This window comes from Streptomyces phaeoluteigriseus, from assembly GCF_001896135.2.
GTDB classification, from domain to species: domain Bacteria; phylum Actinomycetota; class Actinomycetes; order Streptomycetales; family Streptomycetaceae; genus Streptomyces; species Streptomyces phaeoluteigriseus.
The window spans coordinates 58,818-74,222 of record NZ_MPOH02000002.1; the positions used below are offsets into that span (position 1 = coordinate 58,818).

Sequence of the window (15,405 nt, forward strand, 5' to 3'; positions counted from 1 at the left end):
CTGTCCCCTCACCACCACGCCCCCTACAACCCAGCCCCCGAGCCGGGGTAGGCCGCGGGCTCCCGCCCCGCTCGGGGGACACAGGGCGGGAGCCCATGCTCCACCTTCCACACCCAAGCCCGATGAATCAGGCGCCGCGCGGCCTGCGGCCCGGGGTCCAGCCCCGCCCTGGCCGGAGGTTTCAGCTTCTGGGCGGCGGTTCGGAATCAGGCGCGCTGCGCCCAGTCCTGGTCCAGGCGGTCGGCCAGGCCGGCGGCAGTGAAGGCGACTTCCAGCTCGTCGCGGCCTTCGGTGAAGTGGGCCCAGCTGTCGTGGTGGACCGGGACGACACGGCGGGCGCCAAGAATCCGGGCGGCCTCGGCGGCCTGGGCGCTGTCCAGGACCAGCGGGTTGCCGTCGAAGAGCATGGGGAAGCTGGGTGCGCCGGCGAACAGGATGGCGGTGTCCACCGGGGCGAAGCGCTCGGCGATTTCCTTGACCGCGTCGAGGGAGGCGTTGTCGCCGCTGACGTAGACCGTGGGCAGACCCTCACCGGTCAGGACGAAGCCGACGACCTGGCCGGTGAACGGCTCGACCTCCGCGCGCTGGCCGGGTCCGTGGATGGCGGGAACACCGGTGACGGTGATGGTGCCGCCGCCGGGGCGCTCCAGCTCGACCGTCTCCCAGTCCGCCAGGCCCTTGGCAGTCTTCCCGAGGCGTTCGCCGCCGCCGGGAGTGGTCAGGGTGAGTGGGACGTCGGCGAGCAGGGCCGGCCGGAAGTGTCGAGGTTGTCGGCGTGCTCGTCATGGGAGAGCAGCACCACGTCGACGGGGCCGAGATCGGCGGGAGTGGCGGTGGATGGGGCGGTCTTGGTGAGAGTCGGGCCGAGCGAGGGATAGTCGCCAGGACCGTCGAAGGTCGGATCGGTAAGGAAGCGCAGACCGCCGTACTCGAACAGAGCGGTGGGGCCACCGAACGTGCGGACCGGGAACTGGTCGGTGTTGAGCTGGGACATCACATCTCCGCTTCTCACGAAAAACATCTTCATTAAACGTGAGGACAGGCTAGGCGGGCATCACGGAAAATTGCAAGCGCTACCATGAGAGGTATGGGCGACACCCTGACCACCGACACAGCGCAGACCGCTCTGCCCCCCGCTCCGGGAGCCGATCGGTACCGTTCCCTGGAATTCGCCGACACCGCCGCGGCCCTGCCCGCCGGCCAGAGCTACGACCTGCTTGCCGCCCCGGAATCCGCCATGCGCTGGCTCGCTGCCCACGGCCTGACCACCCCGGACGTGCAGCTGTACGAGGTGTGCGCACAGCGGATGCGTACGCTGCGCGCCCACGTACGCGCCCTGTTCGCCGCCCGCGTCGACGCCACCACCCCGCCCGAGGAATCCCTGCACGCGGTGAACGAGGCACTCACTGCCGTACCCACCGCACCCCTCCTCGCCTGGGACGAGGCCCAGGGGCTGCGCCGCATCCAGGCACATCCCACCGACCGGGCCGTCAGCCACGCACTGGCGGCCCTCGCCGCCGACGCCGCCGATCTGCTCACCGGTCCCGACGCCGGCATCCTCGCCGCCTGCGGCTCCGCACCCTGCGACCGGTTCCTTCTGCGCACCCACGGTCGGCGCCACTGGTGCTCCACCCGCTGCGGCGACCGCGCCCGTGCCGCCCGCGCCTACGCCCGGCGCAGCGGCGCCCCGGGCTGACGCACCACCGGTGCACGTAGCAGTCACACCCAGGGATGAGCATGGTGGCCCCAGGCACAGAGATGTGCAGCATCGGGCGGCCGACGCCCTGCCGACGTCGGCCTGGGCGAGCAGTTGGACTCCACCTGGCCGGATCTGCACCAGAGTCCGACCAAGCGCAGCAGAAGCCGTTGAACAACCACTCACGAAACCCTCGCGTGAGTCACCCCAACTTGCGTCGTTCTTACAACGACTTGAGCGTGGAACTCGCATCCAGGTCGCGCTGCAACGAGAGATAAAACTGGTACGCGGCGGGGCGGACTTGACTCACACACATCGCGGATCCTGAGTAGGGACGCCGTTGAATTGAGCGAGAGAGGATCCCGCCAGTTACTGAAGGTCCATCAGGGCACGGACCCGGGCGGCCAGAAGGTGCTGCCATGTGAGGGATCTGCGCGCTGCCCTGGTCGCCGGACTGATCCACCTGGCCTGAGGCCGGGCGCCGCCGCACTCGGGCGTAGGGATTTCGGACAGGGGACCGAACGTGACCGTGAACAGCATGCCGGGACCGTGCGTGGGACGTACCGGTGACAACCCCACAACGGCCCCTCGGGAAAGCGGTCCACCGCTTCGGGCCCGGCGCTGCCGGGAGCGCCCACGGCCGGGAACCGGTATTACCGCCGTGGCCTCTTAATGGGTGGAGCGAGCTGAACGCCTGTGGCTCTCACGGAAGTTCGATCAACCGACCAGTTCAACCGACCATTGATCCCCACCCGGTCCCGTCCGCTGGGCCGAACCACGCAGCCCGTGCGTGCTCCGTCCGGACGGGGACCACGGGCGCCAGCATCCCGAGGAGAAGAAGGAGACCATGAGCGGCGTACTGGTCCACCTACCGTCGGAGGAGAGGACGGAGATCACGCCCGCCTCGGAGCCGGTGAGCCTCCGGCTCGGTCCGGGGGACGTCGCCCGCTTCGGGCGCGGCTCCGCGTCCGTCCCCGTCGATCTACGGCTGGCATGTCCGGCGGTCTCCCGGCTCGCGGGAGAGATCCGGGTGACGGAGGACCACTGGCAGTTGAGCAACCTCAGTACGTCCCAGACCTACCTGGTGGAGAACCCGGAGGGAGCGGGGGAATACTTCAGGGTCCCGCCCCGCAGGGCCGGAGCGCCCGTGCCCTTCGAGTTCGCCCGCGTCGTCCTGCCGGCCCGGGGTGCCGCCGTCAGCTTCCAGGTGTTCGCCCCCGACCACGCGTACCTCGGGACGAGCGGCATGGCCGACTTGGCGGGCACCGGGACGCTCGCCGGGTTCTCCCTGGACGAAACCTCCACCTACTTCCTCGTCCTGGTCGCACTGTGCGAGCCGAGGCTGCGCGACGAGTCCACGGTGGCGGTGGCGACCACCCCCCAGATCGTCGAGCGGCTGCGGAGCCGGCCGGGCTGCGAACGGCTGACCGCCCGGGCGGTCAGCTCCCACATCGACTATCTGGCGGACGAGAAGCTGCGGATCACCGCCCCCGTGACCGGGCCGGGTCAGGGCGTGCGACGCAACGGCAAGCGGGAGGCGGTGGCGGGACTCGCCCTGCGTTTCGGGCTGGTGCGCGAGGAGCACCTGGGTCTCCTACCGCCGAGAAGACCCGCCTTCCACCGGCCGGGGGTGGCGGGAGCGTGAGCAGCGGATCCGTGGAGGTGGTCCCGGCCGGCTACCGGGTCGGCGAGTGGCAGGTCACCGACCTGATCGGGGCCGGTGGATGGGGGACTGTGTACGCGGCCAGGCGTGCGGACTTTCCGGGCGGCGAGGGTTACGGCCACGTGAACGGGGACGAGGACGGCCACGGGCACGGCCACGGGCACGGCCACGGCCACGGCCACGGCCACGGCCACGTGAACGGGGATGACGGCGGGTCGGCCGCCGACGGGGAGGCGGCTCCGACGGACGTCGCCCTCAAGTTCCTGCCCACTGCCGGGCTCGCGCCGCGTCAGGCGCGTGGACTGGTGGAGACCGCCCGGCGCGAGACCGAACTCAGCCGGCGCACCCGGCATCCCCGGCTGATCCGGTTGTTCGACTCCATCACGCTGGGCGAGTCCGCCGGGCCGGCCTTCGACGGGGCCGTGGTGCTCGTGATGGAGCGGGCCGAACGAAGCCTGCGCGAACGCCTGGAGGCTGCGTCCCCCACCGGTCGGACCGTCCCCTCGTCGTCCGACGCGCGGTCCTCCACCCCGTCCGGGGAGGAGCCGCTGTCGGTGCGCGAGGGAGCGCGGCTGCTCACCGAAGTCTGTGAAGGGCTGGCGCACCTGCACGGGTTGGGCTGGGTGCACGGGGACCTCAAACCCGACAACGTCCTGATCATGGCGGACGGATCGGTACGGCTGGCGGATTTCGGCCTCTCGGTGGAGCTGACCGGCACCCATGCCTACATCCCTCCCCTGGGCACCCCCGACTACCTGCCGCCGGAACGCTGGCAGGCGTCGCTGGGCGAACGGGGCGTGCAGGTGCGGCAGAGCACCGACATCTGGGCGCTGGGCGTGATGATCCACCAGGTCTTCACCGGAGGCGTCTCGCCGTTTCCGGGGGCCACGCCGGCGGCCCGTGGAGCTGCCGCACAGGAGTACGCCGACGGACGCGCCCCGCTGCGGATGGATCTGCGCGTGCCTCCCTTCTGGCGCGATCTGGCGGCCGACTGCCTCAGTCCGGCCCACACCGACCGCGCCGCGCACACCGTCGAGAGCCTGCTGGGTCGCATCCGGGCGGAGGGAGAGCGGTCCTCGACGCCCTCGGGAGATCGGCGCAGACGCACGGTCCTGGCAGCTTCCACGCTGGCAATGGCGATGGCGATGGCGGTGGCGGTGGCGGCGAGCAGTCTGGGCGCCGTCGGGTGGCTCCAGTTCGGCGACGACCGGTCACCGGGCAACGGCGCCGCGTCCGGGCAGGACGGGCCGGGGCCGAGCATCGTGTCGAACGCCCGCATCAAGGTGTACAACGCCGAGCGGTCGTGTGACCGGCTCGACGAGCGGGACAGTCTGTGCAGCCTCGGACTCGCGATCGACCCCTTGCTGCCGTACGACATCGACAACGTCGTGCGGACCAGGGTGTGGGAGGGTGACGTGCTGACCGCCGACTGCCAGCTCCCTCGGGGGGTGCCGGTCGCCGACGAGGCGGGCACGCTCTCGTTTCGGTGGTACAGGGTGCGTCTCACGGCGGAGAAGGGCCGGACCACGGCCTGGCTGCCGGCCGTGCGGACGAAGGATCGCCCCGCACTCGCTGAGTGTCCGGCCCGGCCCTCTCCTGGCTGACCTCGGTCAGCACAGCCGGATGTCGCGCCCGTCGTTGTCCTTCGCCTCGTCGTTCCCCCACCGCTGGAGGTAGTACGCGGAGACGTACGCGCGGCCCGAGCCGCCCGGTGCCACCTCGTCGAGGTCGGTGAGCAGCCACCAGTGGTTGAAGGAGTTCCCCACGCGGACCTCGTCGCCCAGCTTCTTGCACAGGACGTAGTTGGTGCCCTTGAGCAGCTTGCCCTGGACCGCGCAGCGGGGGCTGGTGTCGCCGACGCAGTCGACCGCCGCGTAACCGGGGGCGTCGGCGAAGGTGTCCACCCAGAACCGCTCCGGAGTGGTACCGCCGCCGCAGGCGTTGGTGCTGGTCACGTGCGGAAACTGGCCGGAGGGGGAAAGCCGGTACTCGGTGCCCTGGAGCACCGGGTACACCATCTCGTCCGTCTCGCCGTCGTTGTCGCCGTTGGTGTCGTACAGCTGCTCGTAGTGCAGGTGCGCCGAGGTGGTCCCGACGAGTCCGAGCCTGCCGAGCGGGGCACCCGAGGAGACCTGTTGGCCCAGACGCACGTCGATGCGGTCCATGTGCAGGTACACCGAGAACCAGCCGCCTCCGTGGTTGATCTCCAGGCCGCCGGGCTCGAACAGCTCGGTGACCGTGCCGGCGGCCGAGGCGACGACCGAAGCGCCGAGCGTCTGCCCGCCGACGCGGAACATGTCGAGCTTCTTGTCGTCGGGTGCGTGTCCCTCGTACGTCTGCAACTGCCAGGTCTCACCGCAGGCGAAGGGCAGCCGGAAGTCGGGCCGGGCAGCCGCGGTCACCTGCGTCGGCGCGGCGGCCGCCGGGGCCGCCCCGGCAGCCGTCCACAACCCGAACACCGCGAGGACGGCCGCGACGGCGAGGACGAACGGCTGTGGCAGCGCTGCCCCGAAGGCGTGTCTGCTGCGTAATGTGCTCATGGAATCCTTCCTGGCCCACCCGACCCGATGCCGGGCGGTCGTTTCGTACGGTGTTCCGGCCGGGCCAGGGCCGCCGGACCGGGCCAGGCCCGGACGACCCTGGGCGTCAGCGCTGCCGGGCGGGGCCGTGGGGCGCCCCCGTCAGCAACGCCGCAGGCCGTACTTGCTCGGGTCGGCGTCGAACCAGCTGGGGGTGAACACCCAGTCGGCCGGCACGTAGCCTTCCCGCCCGTCGCTGCTCCAGTCGGGCACCGTGCGGTACCAGGTCGTGTTGCCGCCGCCGTGCAGTCCGCCCGGCGACCAGCAGGTGAAGTAGCTGAACGTCGACTGCAGCAGACCGGTGATGGGGCTTTCGTGGAACGGCTCCACCCGGGTCGGCGCCGATCCGCTGTTCCCGCACCACAGCCGACCGTCGTGAGCGCGCACCCCGCACTCGGCCGCCGCCGACGTCGTCGTCGCCGGTGCGGACGTCGCCGCCCGTGCCGAGGGAGCGACCAGGACTCCGGCCAGTGCGGTGGTCAGCGTGATGGATGCCGCAGCTGCTGTGACGTGTTTCCCGATCATGGTTTCTTCCTTCGTCGTGTACGGGTGTTTTCCGGGTGGGCACGCGGTGGCCGGATGTCCGTCCGGCACTCGACGGGAGGCGGGCACAAGTTGACGCCGATTCAGGCGATGACGGCGGAGCAGCCGCCTCCCCCTCCGCCACCCGCGGCCGGGCAGACCGCGGCGTAGGCCGTCACCAGGGCCGTTACCGAGGGCGCCCGTGCCGACGCCGCGGGGTGGCGGCGTGGCTGCAACCCGCCGCCGCGAGCGGCGACAGCACCGCGGACGCGAGAGGCAGGCCACCGCGCAGGACGTGGTCGAGTGGACGTGGACCCACGAGTGTTCCCCCAAAGACTCCGGCCGCGTTTCGCGCGCTGTGGGATCGCTGTCACCGGTTCCTCGCCGCCGTGACCGGACCGGTGCCTGGAAGGTATCCGTGGGAACGCGGAGGGCGGCATCCGGAAGATTCCGGAGTGACACGCGAGCCCGGCGACCCCCGGAAGCCAGAGATGCGGGGCGGATGCCGGTCCGATCGGTGAGCGGTCCGTCAGGCCGGGAGCAGTCCCGGTGCCCGGCGGCGCAGGGCCACCGTCACCATCTGGAGCAGGGCGATGAGGCTGGCGATCCTGCCGGGCAGGTCCAGGCGTGGGGCGCGGCCGAGGGGCCGGACGCAGCGAACCACGCTGCGGGGGGCGGCGAAGGCGACGGCACCGACGCTGGGGATGAGTCCGCGAGACCCGGCTGAGCATCTACGACGTCGCGGACGCGCTCCGCTCCTGGCGGATCTGAGGGGCTTTCCCGTATCCGTAGCGGTAACCGGAGTTGGGCGTGGTCGCCGGCAGCTCTGGACGCCGTCGAGACCCCGGGCACCCGACTGTGAAGGGCCGACAGGACCTGACTCCCCTTGCGGGGCCGTCGAGGAACGATCAGGTGGTCGCGGCGACGCCGATGCCGATGGCGATGAACAGCCAGCCGGTGGTCAGCTCCCAGCGGTGGCGGATCTTCGGGCGGGCCAGGAGGGCGCCCAGTCGTGCGGCGACGGTGACGAGGGCGAACCAGTAGACGATGCCGATGAGGACGTCGAGGATGCCGAGGAAGAAGATCTGCCGGGTCATGGAGCCGCCGCCGTCGACGAACTGGGGCAGGATGCTGAGGAAGAACAGTGCCGCCTTGGGGTTGAGCACGTTGGTGAGGAACCCCTGGGTGAAGCCGGCTCGCCACCGGTGCGGTTCCGGTTCGCCCCGGGGTGTGGGGTGCGGTGGCGGACCGTCCTGGGGGTCGGTGGCCGTCTCCCGTCCGTGACGCCGCTCGCGGGCGGACCGCCGGGTCGTCAGGACCGCCCGCACCCCCAGGTAGACCAGGTAGGCGGCGCCCAGGAGCTTGATGGCGTCGTAGACCAGGGGAGACCGGGCGGCGATCACCGACAGGCCGGCTGCGGCGGCGAGCATGTGCACGCACAGCCCGGCCTGCGCGCCGAGCGCCGCAGCCCGTCCTTTTGCCGGGTGCTCGGCCGCCGACCTCACCACCACGAGGAAGTCCGGCCCGGGTACCACGTACGCCACCAGGACGACGCCGAGAAAGCCGACGAGGTCGACCGACATCCGCTCTCCGTTCGTCGGGCCCGTCGGCCGGTACGCCGCCGGGGGTTGGTCCGGGAGCCGAAGCGTCCCCGGCCCCTGTCAGGCTGCTGGGGTCCGGGGTCCGCATGCCGCCCACCGAGGCGACGGCCTCGTCGCGCGTGTCGAGGCCGCGGTCGAACTGCTCGGGAGTCACGGCCAGCGGGGGGCGCGATCTTGGCCTCCTCGTGGTGGGGCCGGCCGTCTTCGGCAGCAGACCGCGCCGGAAGGGTCGGCGTCGCACACCTGACGGGCCTCGCCCGGACGGTCGAAGGGCAGGCCCAGGCCGGACCCCGGCCGCGCGAGGCGGGGAGTCCGTACCGGCGGGCGGTCCGGGCGGCGGGGCTCCGCTCCCAAACTCGCCCAGGGCGGCGCTCCTAGCCTCCAGCGCGGCGTCGGAACAGAACAGCTCCAGCAGCCGGGCGGCGATGACGAACGCCCGGTTCAAGCCGGTCGCAGCCGCGGAATGTGCCGTTGTGCTGGTGCGCGCGGGCACCGCGCCACTCGATCCCCGGGGCGTCCTACGGTGACTCTCCGGCGATCGGCGCGATGCTCACGCTTTCCAGCGCGCCCCTGGCCGGCCGCTCGGCAAGCCCGCTGCGGCGGTCAGGGGCTGTCGCCGGAATAGCGAAAGCGGCACGTCACACCCGGGGCGGGTGTGCGGGGTGCGCCGGCAAGGCGGTCGAAGGCTGGTGAAGCCCAGCTCTGGCCAGCCGGCTTCCCCCTTCGCCGCGTGCTGCTGGTTTCCAGCGCCTCCCGAGCAGGGGGCTCAGTCGCCCTGGGGCGTGGTCTTCGATTCGTCGCGAGTGCGGGACCGTTCCGACTCGTTCTCTTCGTCGGCCAGGTCGGCCTGGTCCGGGGCGCCACTGCTCCACGCGACGGGCGGTGTCGGCGCCGTGATCGTCTGCGGTTCGTCGGAACCCGGGCGGACGCTCGGCTGGGATCCCGGTGTGTGGGACGTCTGCGCTTCGTCATTGGAGTTCGTCATGGGGTGCGTGTTCCCGTCGTTCTCATTCGAATGCCCTGATCAAGCAACTGATCTTCCCGATGAACGCGCGGTTGTGGCGGCGGACGAGGCCCGGGCAGAGCGGTGACGGGGGTGGTGAGCGGCCTACGGACAGCAGGCCGACTCGGGGATGACTGCGAGACCACCCCGCACAGCCCGACGCGCAGCAGGAACAACCCGCCCCGGGGCCGACCGTGCCAGTGCCCCACCATTCGGCCACCAGGCTGCCCGATCGGGTGGGCCGTAGCGGTCCCGCCGGTCACGTACTGGACGGCCTCTATGGCTCAGGTCGGGACAGCGGCTGTGATGTGGCTCAAGACGCACAGCCAGCGTCCGTCTCGCTTCACGAACACGTCGGTCGTCCACTCGTCCGCGTCGTAACGCTTGCCCTGGTAGTGAGCCGTGTTCGTCACCCGCCCGGTGACAACGGCCATGTCGCCGTAGACGCCGACCCTGGGGTGGGTCATGAGGTCCATCGCCGAGTGGGTCAGCTCCCCGGACTCGACGAGGGAGAGAAACTGCTCCTTGGAGGTCACCCCCGACTGGGAGACGATCACCCATTCGTCGGCCATGAAGCCGGCGATACGCACGGGATCATTGGCGACAATCGCATCGGCCCAGTCCCGCACGAGGCCAATGAATCGAACGTCGGCCTCATCTCCGCCCTGCGCCTGAGGGCTCGAATCATTTCCTTCACTCATATTCCGACCCTAACCGTGCCAAAGCTGGCCGGGAGGACGCCCAGAGCAAGCTGATGTGACGCCCTCTGTCACGAGTTCGGCATCGAGCAACGCCGAGTCGGCCCGGCCTGGCCGTCTGGCGGACGGAAGGACGGACGGACGGAAGACTGTCAGCCACGGCCGCTTCCCGATCAGCTCACGCATGGTGGCGTCGACGTGGTGGCTGTAGTTGTCCCGGACCAGCACGACGTTGCCACCCAGCTGCTGGTGGGCGGCACGGGTGAGATCCGCGAGCAGTCGGCCGTTCGGAGTCGGCGCGGCCGCCGGCCGGGTCCGGTGCGGCGCGCCGGACGGGTCGGGTGCGGCGCGCCGGACGGGTCGGGTGCGGCGCGCCGGACGGGTCGGGTGCGGCGCGCCGGACGTTCGTGGGGACGGCGCACGGCCGTCCTCCGTGGAGCGGCGTGGTGGGCGGGCCGGTCGGCCCGTCGGACCGGTGCTTCGCACCGGGCGGCCCGCTCTGCTCGTCGGCGCGCGGAGACAGCCGTCGACGGTGCTGTGCAGGCGATGCGCGGCCGGGGGCCTCAGGTGACCGTCCCCGGGGGCGGTGGCGTCGGGTCGTAGGCGGCCTCGTGTGCGATGTCCCGGAGGCGCAGTGAGGCCGTGAGGAGATCCTGGTGGCTGGTGTAGAGGGCGTTGACGCCGAAGCGCAGCAGGTCGGGCGCGCGCATGTCGGCGATCACGCCGCGCTGGGCGAGGGCGACGGTCAGTCCGTGCGCGTGGGGGTGGCGCAGGGTGACCTGGCTGCCGCGGCGGCCGGGTTCGGCCGGTGTGACGGGGGTGAAGCCCTCGGGCGTCAGGAGTTCCTCCGCGCAGCGCAGGAAGAAGCCCGTCAGCGACAGGCTCTTGTCGCGGACCTGGGTCATGTCGACGCCGTCGAAGGCGGTGAGGGCCGCTTCGAGGGCGAGCAGGGACAGGATCGGCGGGGTGCCGATGCGGGCGCGGGCGATGCCCGGGGCGGGCGTGTAGTCCCGGCGCAGGCCGAAGGGGTCGGCGTGACCGGTCCAGCCGGGCAGCGGTGTCTCCAGCGACGCGTGGTGACGGCGGGCCACGTACAGGAAGGCGGGGGCGCCGGGGCCGCCGGAGAGGAACTTGTAGCCGCAGCCGACGGCCAGGTCCACGCCGAGGGTGTCGACGTCGAGGGGCAGCGCTCCGGCCGCGTGGCACAGATCCCACAGTACGAGGGCGCCGGCCTCGTGCGCGGCCCGCGTCAGCGCCCGCATGTCGTACAGCTCGCCGGTGCGGAAGTCGACGGGCGAGTAGCTGACCGCGGCGACCCGGGCGCCCTCGGTCTCCAGGAACCGCGGCAGGTCGGCCGGGGAGACCCGGCACACGTCGAGACCACGGCGGCGGGCTACCGCGTCCGCCAGGTAGCGGTCCGTCGGGAAGTGCGCGGGGTCGGTGACCAGCAGGGGCCGGTCCGGGCGGAGCGCGGCGGCGGCGTCGAGCGCGGTGAACAACTGCACGCTGGTGGAGTCGCCCGCGACCGTCTGCCCCGGCGCGGCGCCGATGAGCGCGCCGATGGCGTCGCCCACCCGCAGGGGCGCCTCCCACCAGCCGTTGACGTTCCAGGAGCCGATCAGGTCGGTGCCCCACTGGCGCGTCACCACGTCGGAGAGGACCGGCGGAACGGCGGCGGGCAGCGGGCCGAGGGAGTTGCCGTCGAGGTAGACGACGTCCGGTGGCAGCAGGTACCGCTCGCGGAGGGGGGCGAGGACGTCGTCCGCGTCGAGCTGTGCTGCCCGCTCGCGCAAGGCGGTCGGTGCCGGGAGTGCGGTGGTCATCGGTGTGCGGCCTCCTCGCCCGCTCGGTCGGACGGCCGCGGGCCGAACGCGGCCGACATCTCCCGCAGGGTCTCGGCGACCGCGCGGGCGCGGGTGCTCCCGGTTCGATGAGGGTGTAGTGGCCGGTGCCGGGCAGGACGACCGTCCGGAGCCCGTGGTGGACGGCCGCGTAGTCGCTGAACTGCGTGAGCGGTACCTCCTCGTCGACGGCCCCGTGCAGCAGCACGGTGGGCACCCCGGTCGTGCCGGCCTCGCGCAGCAGGGTCAGCGGGTCGACCTCGGGCAGCCGCTCGTCGAACACTGCTTCGCCGCCGAGGAGTTGGAGGGCGGCGCCGTCGCTGAGGTCGTCGCGCCGGGTGGCGGTGAGGTCGGTGATCGGTGCGAGGGCGAGCACGCTCGTCGGCAGGGTGCGCGTGTGCCAGCGCGAGCCGGGGGGCAGCAGTCCGCGGGCGGCACACCACAGGGCCAGGTGGCCACCGGAGCAGTGGCCCGCCAGGACGTAGGGCCGTCCCTGCGGCAGGGTGTCCACGATCCGGGCGACGTCGTCGAAGGTCTCGGGATAGCCGCCCGCGCCGCCGGAGCGGCGGAACCCGGGAAGCAGGACGTCGAAGCCCTGCTGGGAGAGGTAGGCCGCGAAGGGGGTGAGGTGCATCCGGTCGTAGCGCCAGTAGCCGCCGTGCAGGAGGACGACCACCGGCGCGTCGGGATCGTCGGCCGGCCAGGCGTCGTAGGACTGGTGGGGGTGGTCCCCGTAGCGGCCGTGCACCGGCGCCAGCACCGGCTTCAGGCTCAGGACCCGCTTCTCCTCCTCGGCCGCGAAGGCGGAGATGACCCTAGACGTCACCGCGCACCTCCCACAGTTCGGGGAAGACCGGGCGGGCCGCGCGCTTCTCCAGCCAGGCCAGGCCTGCGGAGCCCGCGCTGCCCGGCTTCGAGCCCATGGCGCGGCGCACCACCAGGACGTGCTCGAACCGCCAGCGGGTGACCAGTTCGGCGATGTCGGTGAGCAGTTCGCCCAGCGCGAGGTGGGGGTGGTGCTGCGGTCCCGCGTAGATGTGCCGCCAGACGTCCACCACCCCGGGTTCGGAGGTGTACGGGCTGGTGACGTCCCGCTCGCGGACGCTCCGGGGCACGGGCAGGCCCTGCCGGTGCAGGAACGCGAGGACCTCGTCGTACAGGGACGGTTCGCGGTAGGTCTCCGCGAGTGCCTCGTGGACGGCCGGGTCGCCTCGGTGGGCGCGCAGCATCCCGGACGACTTGTCGCCGAGGAGGAACTCCATGTGCCGGTACATCGCCGACTGGAAGCCCGACGCCTGGCCGAACGCGGCCCGGAAGCCGTTGAACTGGGCGGGGGTCAGCGCGGCGATCGGCGCCCAGGCGCCGTTGAGCGCGGTCAGCGCCCGGCGGCTGCGCACCAGCGCGTCCATGGCCGCGCGCAGGTCGTCCTTGGCGAAGGCCACGCGTGCCGAGCGCCACTCGTACACGATCAGGGTGAACCACAGTTCCATCACCTGGGTGGTGACGAGGAAGCCCATCTCGTCCGGGGCTTCGGTGAGCGGGTGTTGCAGCGAGTTGAGGACGGACGCGTGGACGTACGTGTCGTAGGGGCTCGCGCCCGTGAAGGGCTGGGTCAGAGGGTGGGAGTCGTCCGTCACCGGCTCGGCGAGCGCGGACGGGCAGTTGTTCATCGCAACTCCTAGGTGCGGCCGACGGACGGCCGGGGTGGTGAACGGCCGGGGAGGTGAACGGCCGGCGGGCCGGACGCCCGCCGGGCGGAGGGCGCCGGGCGGAGGGCGCCGGGAGGTGGTGTCACACGCCGAGGTGGGCACCGCCGGAGGCGTCGATCCACTGACCGGTCACCCAGCGGGCGTCGTCGCTCGCGACGAAGGAGACGACGTCGGCGATGTCCACCGGGTCGCCGAGTCGGCCGAACGTGGAGGCCTCGGAGTACCTACGGCGGATCTCCGGGATGCTGAGCGTGGGGTTGATCTCCGTCTCGGTGTAGCCGGGCGCCACGGCGTTGACCGTGATGCCCCGGGGGCCCAGTTCCTGGGCCAGGGAGAGGGTGAGGTAGTCCAGGGCGGCCTTGGTCATGGTGTACGAGACGATCGCCGGGAAGGCGACGCGGGTGGCCACGGAGGATATGTTCACGATCCTGCCGCCGTCACGCAGCCGGTTCAGGCCGCGCTGGATGATGAAGAACGGCGCCTTGGTGTTGATCGCGAAGACCCTGTCGTAGTCGGCCTCGGTCACGTCGGCGATGGGGCGCGGAACGGTGATGCCCGCGTTGTTGACGAGGATGTCCAGCCCGGTCGGCGCGTCCTGCCCGGCCAGGGCCTGGTCGAAGGCCGACCACAGGGTGTCGGCGTCCCCGGGCACTCCGAGTTCGGCGTGCACGGGGAAGGCGCGACCGCCGTCGGCCTCGATCTCCTTGACCGTCCGTTCGGCGGCCGCCGGATCGTGGCCGTAGTGGACCGCCACCAGCGCGCCCTCACGGGCGAGGCGGCGGCTGATGGCTCTGCCGATGCCCCGGCTGCCTCCGGTGACCAGGGCGGTCTTCCCCTCGTGGCGGGCGGTGGTGGTCAACGCGGTTCTCCTTCGTTCAGTCGTGATACGGCGGCCTGCCCGCCGGTGCGGGTCATGCGTCGAAGTCGAGGGTGACCTCGGGGGTGCGCGGTCGTGCGCGGCAGACGAGCGTGTAGCCGGCGGCGCGGTCGCCCTCGTCCAGGGCGTACTGGCCTTCCGCTGCCACCTGGCCGTTCAGGACCTTCGCTCGGCAGCTGCCGCACACGCCTTCGCGGCAGGCGTACGGCACGTCGGGGTGCGCCCGCAGCAGCGCGTCGAGGATCGCCGGGTCCTGCGGGAGGACGGTGGCGACGCGGTGGCGCCCGTCGAGGAGGGCGGTGACGCGGGTCTCCTCGCCCGATGCCGGTCCGGCCGTGCGGACCGCTTCGGCCGTCTCCGGCGTCCACCGTGAGGTCCCGGCCGACGTGAACAACTCCCAGCGGACCAGCGCCGGGTCGGCTCCCTGGGCGGAGAGGACCTGCCGTGCGGTGTCGATCAGGCCGGGCGGACCGCACAGGGCGAAGGCGGTGTCCGAGCCCGGACGGGCGTCCACCGCGGCAAGCAGACGGGACAGGCTCCCTGCGTCGATCCGCCCGCTGAACGGGCCGTCACCCTGGCCGCGGTCCTCACGGGTGAGGACGTACAGGACGGTGAACCGGTCCACGAACGCGTCCTTGAGTTCGGCGAGTTCGTCGGCCAGCAGGGCGTCCGCGGCGGTGGGGACCGAGTGGACGAGGGAGACGCGGCAGGCCGGGTCCCGGCGCAGCGCGTGGGCGGCCATGGCAGCCAGCGGGGTGATGCCGGAGCCGCCCGCGAGGAGGACGTGGTGGGCGCCGGGCAGGTCCGGCAGGGTGAAGGTGCCGGTGGGCGGGGAGAGTTCGAGACGGTCACCGGGCGCGAGGCGGCTGGTGGCGTGGGCGCCGAAGCCGTCGGGGCTGCCCCGTTTGATGACCAGTCGAAGCGCCGCGGGGTCGTGCGGGGGCGGGCAGACCGAATAGCCGCGGCGCAGTTCGCCGTCGGCGCGGCGATGGCGGACGACGACGTGCTGGCCGGGCAGGTGCGCGAAGACCTCACGCAGCGCGGCGGGCACGTCGAGGCCGACGGCCACGGCGTCGGCGGTCAGGCGGCGCACCTCGGTGACCTCCAGGCTGTGCCAGCCGGTGCGCGGGCGCGTGCCCCGGTCCTGGTCCTGGTCCTGGTCCCGGGCGACGGGCACTTCGCGGAGGGCGGTGGACGGGGTGGCGGTGTTCACGGT

13 protein-coding genes and 2 pseudogenes are annotated in these 15,405 nt (G+C 72.1%); 3 read left to right on the plus strand and 12 right to left on the minus strand.

Features of this window, described 5'->3' with window-relative positions; all coding sequences use genetic code 11:
* Positions 1 to 206: 206 nt before the first annotated feature.
* Positions 207 to 994, minus strand: a pseudogene (locus BM536_RS00955) (MBL fold metallo-hydrolase).
* Between the two features lie 93 nt (positions 995 to 1,087).
* Here BM536_RS00955 and BM536_RS00960 point away from each other — a divergent pair.
* From BM536_RS00960 to BM536_RS00970, 3 genes are all read left to right on the plus strand, one after another.
* Positions 1,088 to 1,696: an ABATE domain-containing protein gene (locus tag BM536_RS00960; protein WP_094102370.1), complete on the plus strand. Its 609-nt coding sequence runs from the start codon at positions 1,088 to 1,090 to the stop codon at positions 1,694 to 1,696.
* 847 nt (positions 1,697 to 2,543) lie between these two features.
* The gene (locus BM536_RS00965) at positions 2,544 to 3,341 is read left to right on the plus strand and encodes an FHA domain-containing protein (RefSeq protein WP_211362797.1); all 798 of its coding nucleotides are present in this window, start codon (positions 2,544 to 2,546) and stop codon (positions 3,339 to 3,341) included.
* Positions 3,338 to 4,963 (plus strand): serine/threonine-protein kinase, encoded by a 1,626-nt coding sequence (locus BM536_RS00970; protein ID WP_073498970.1) that lies wholly within the window; start codon positions 3,338 to 3,340, stop codon positions 4,961 to 4,963. Before BM536_RS00965 ends, BM536_RS00970 begins: the two co-directional genes overlap by 4 nt.
* Positions 4,964 to 4,969: 6 nt before the next feature.
* Here the strand turns inward: BM536_RS00970 and BM536_RS00975 are convergent, their stop codons facing one another.
* From BM536_RS00975 to BM536_RS01020, 11 genes and pseudogenes are all read right to left on the minus strand, one after another.
* A complete protein-coding gene (locus BM536_RS00975; protein ID WP_073498971.1) occupies positions 4,970 to 5,899 on the minus strand; it encodes a M23 family metallopeptidase in 930 nt (309 codons plus the stop codon).
* 141 nt (positions 5,900 to 6,040) lie between these two features.
* Positions 6,041 to 6,463, minus strand: coding sequence for a hypothetical protein (locus BM536_RS00980; protein WP_073498972.1), 423 nt, complete (start codon positions 6,461 to 6,463; stop codon positions 6,041 to 6,043).
* A 526-nt stretch (positions 6,464 to 6,989) separates the two neighbouring features.
* Positions 6,990 to 7,124, minus strand: a complete 135-nt coding sequence (locus tag BM536_RS43820; protein ID WP_281258527.1) for a hypothetical protein — start codon at positions 7,122 to 7,124, stop codon at positions 6,990 to 6,992.
* Positions 7,125 to 7,368: 244 nt separating this feature from the next.
* Positions 7,369 to 8,043 carry a LysE family translocator gene (locus BM536_RS00985; RefSeq protein WP_073498973.1) on the minus strand — a complete coding sequence of 225 codons (675 nt, stop codon included), beginning with the start codon at positions 8,041 to 8,043 and terminating at the stop codon, positions 7,369 to 7,371.
* Positions 8,044 to 8,827: 784 nt separating this feature from the next.
* Complete coding sequence (locus BM536_RS00990; protein WP_073498974.1) at positions 8,828 to 9,046, minus strand: hypothetical protein; 219 nt, start codon at positions 9,044 to 9,046, stop codon at positions 8,828 to 8,830.
* 302 nt (positions 9,047 to 9,348) lie between these two features.
* Complete coding sequence (locus BM536_RS00995; RefSeq protein ID WP_073498975.1) at positions 9,349 to 9,765, minus strand: nuclear transport factor 2 family protein; 417 nt, start codon at positions 9,763 to 9,765, stop codon at positions 9,349 to 9,351.
* 560 nt (positions 9,766 to 10,325) lie between these two features.
* Complete coding sequence (locus tag BM536_RS01000) at positions 10,326 to 11,585, minus strand: kynureninase (RefSeq protein WP_094102371.1); 1,260 nt, start codon at positions 11,583 to 11,585, stop codon at positions 10,326 to 10,328.
* Positions 11,582 to 12,429 (minus strand): annotated as a pseudogene (locus BM536_RS42140) (alpha/beta hydrolase family protein). The gene BM536_RS01000 and the pseudogene BM536_RS42140 overlap by 4 nt, the downstream one beginning before the upstream one ends.
* Positions 12,419 to 13,273 (minus strand): tryptophan 2,3-dioxygenase, encoded by an 855-nt coding sequence (locus BM536_RS01010; RefSeq protein WP_073497937.1) that lies wholly within the window; start codon positions 13,271 to 13,273, stop codon positions 12,419 to 12,421. The pseudogene BM536_RS42140 and the gene BM536_RS01010 overlap by 11 nt, the downstream one beginning before the upstream one ends.
* Positions 13,274 to 13,394: 121 nt before the next feature.
* Positions 13,395 to 14,171: an SDR family oxidoreductase gene (locus tag BM536_RS01015; protein WP_094102372.1), complete on the minus strand. Its 777-nt coding sequence runs from the start codon at positions 14,169 to 14,171 to the stop codon at positions 13,395 to 13,397.
* Positions 14,172 to 14,223: 52 nt separating this feature from the next.
* Positions 14,224 to 15,402: a 2Fe-2S iron-sulfur cluster-binding protein gene (locus BM536_RS01020; RefSeq protein ID WP_073497941.1), complete on the minus strand. Its 1,179-nt coding sequence runs from the start codon at positions 15,400 to 15,402 to the stop codon at positions 14,224 to 14,226.
* Positions 15,403 to 15,405: the final 3 nt, after the last annotated feature.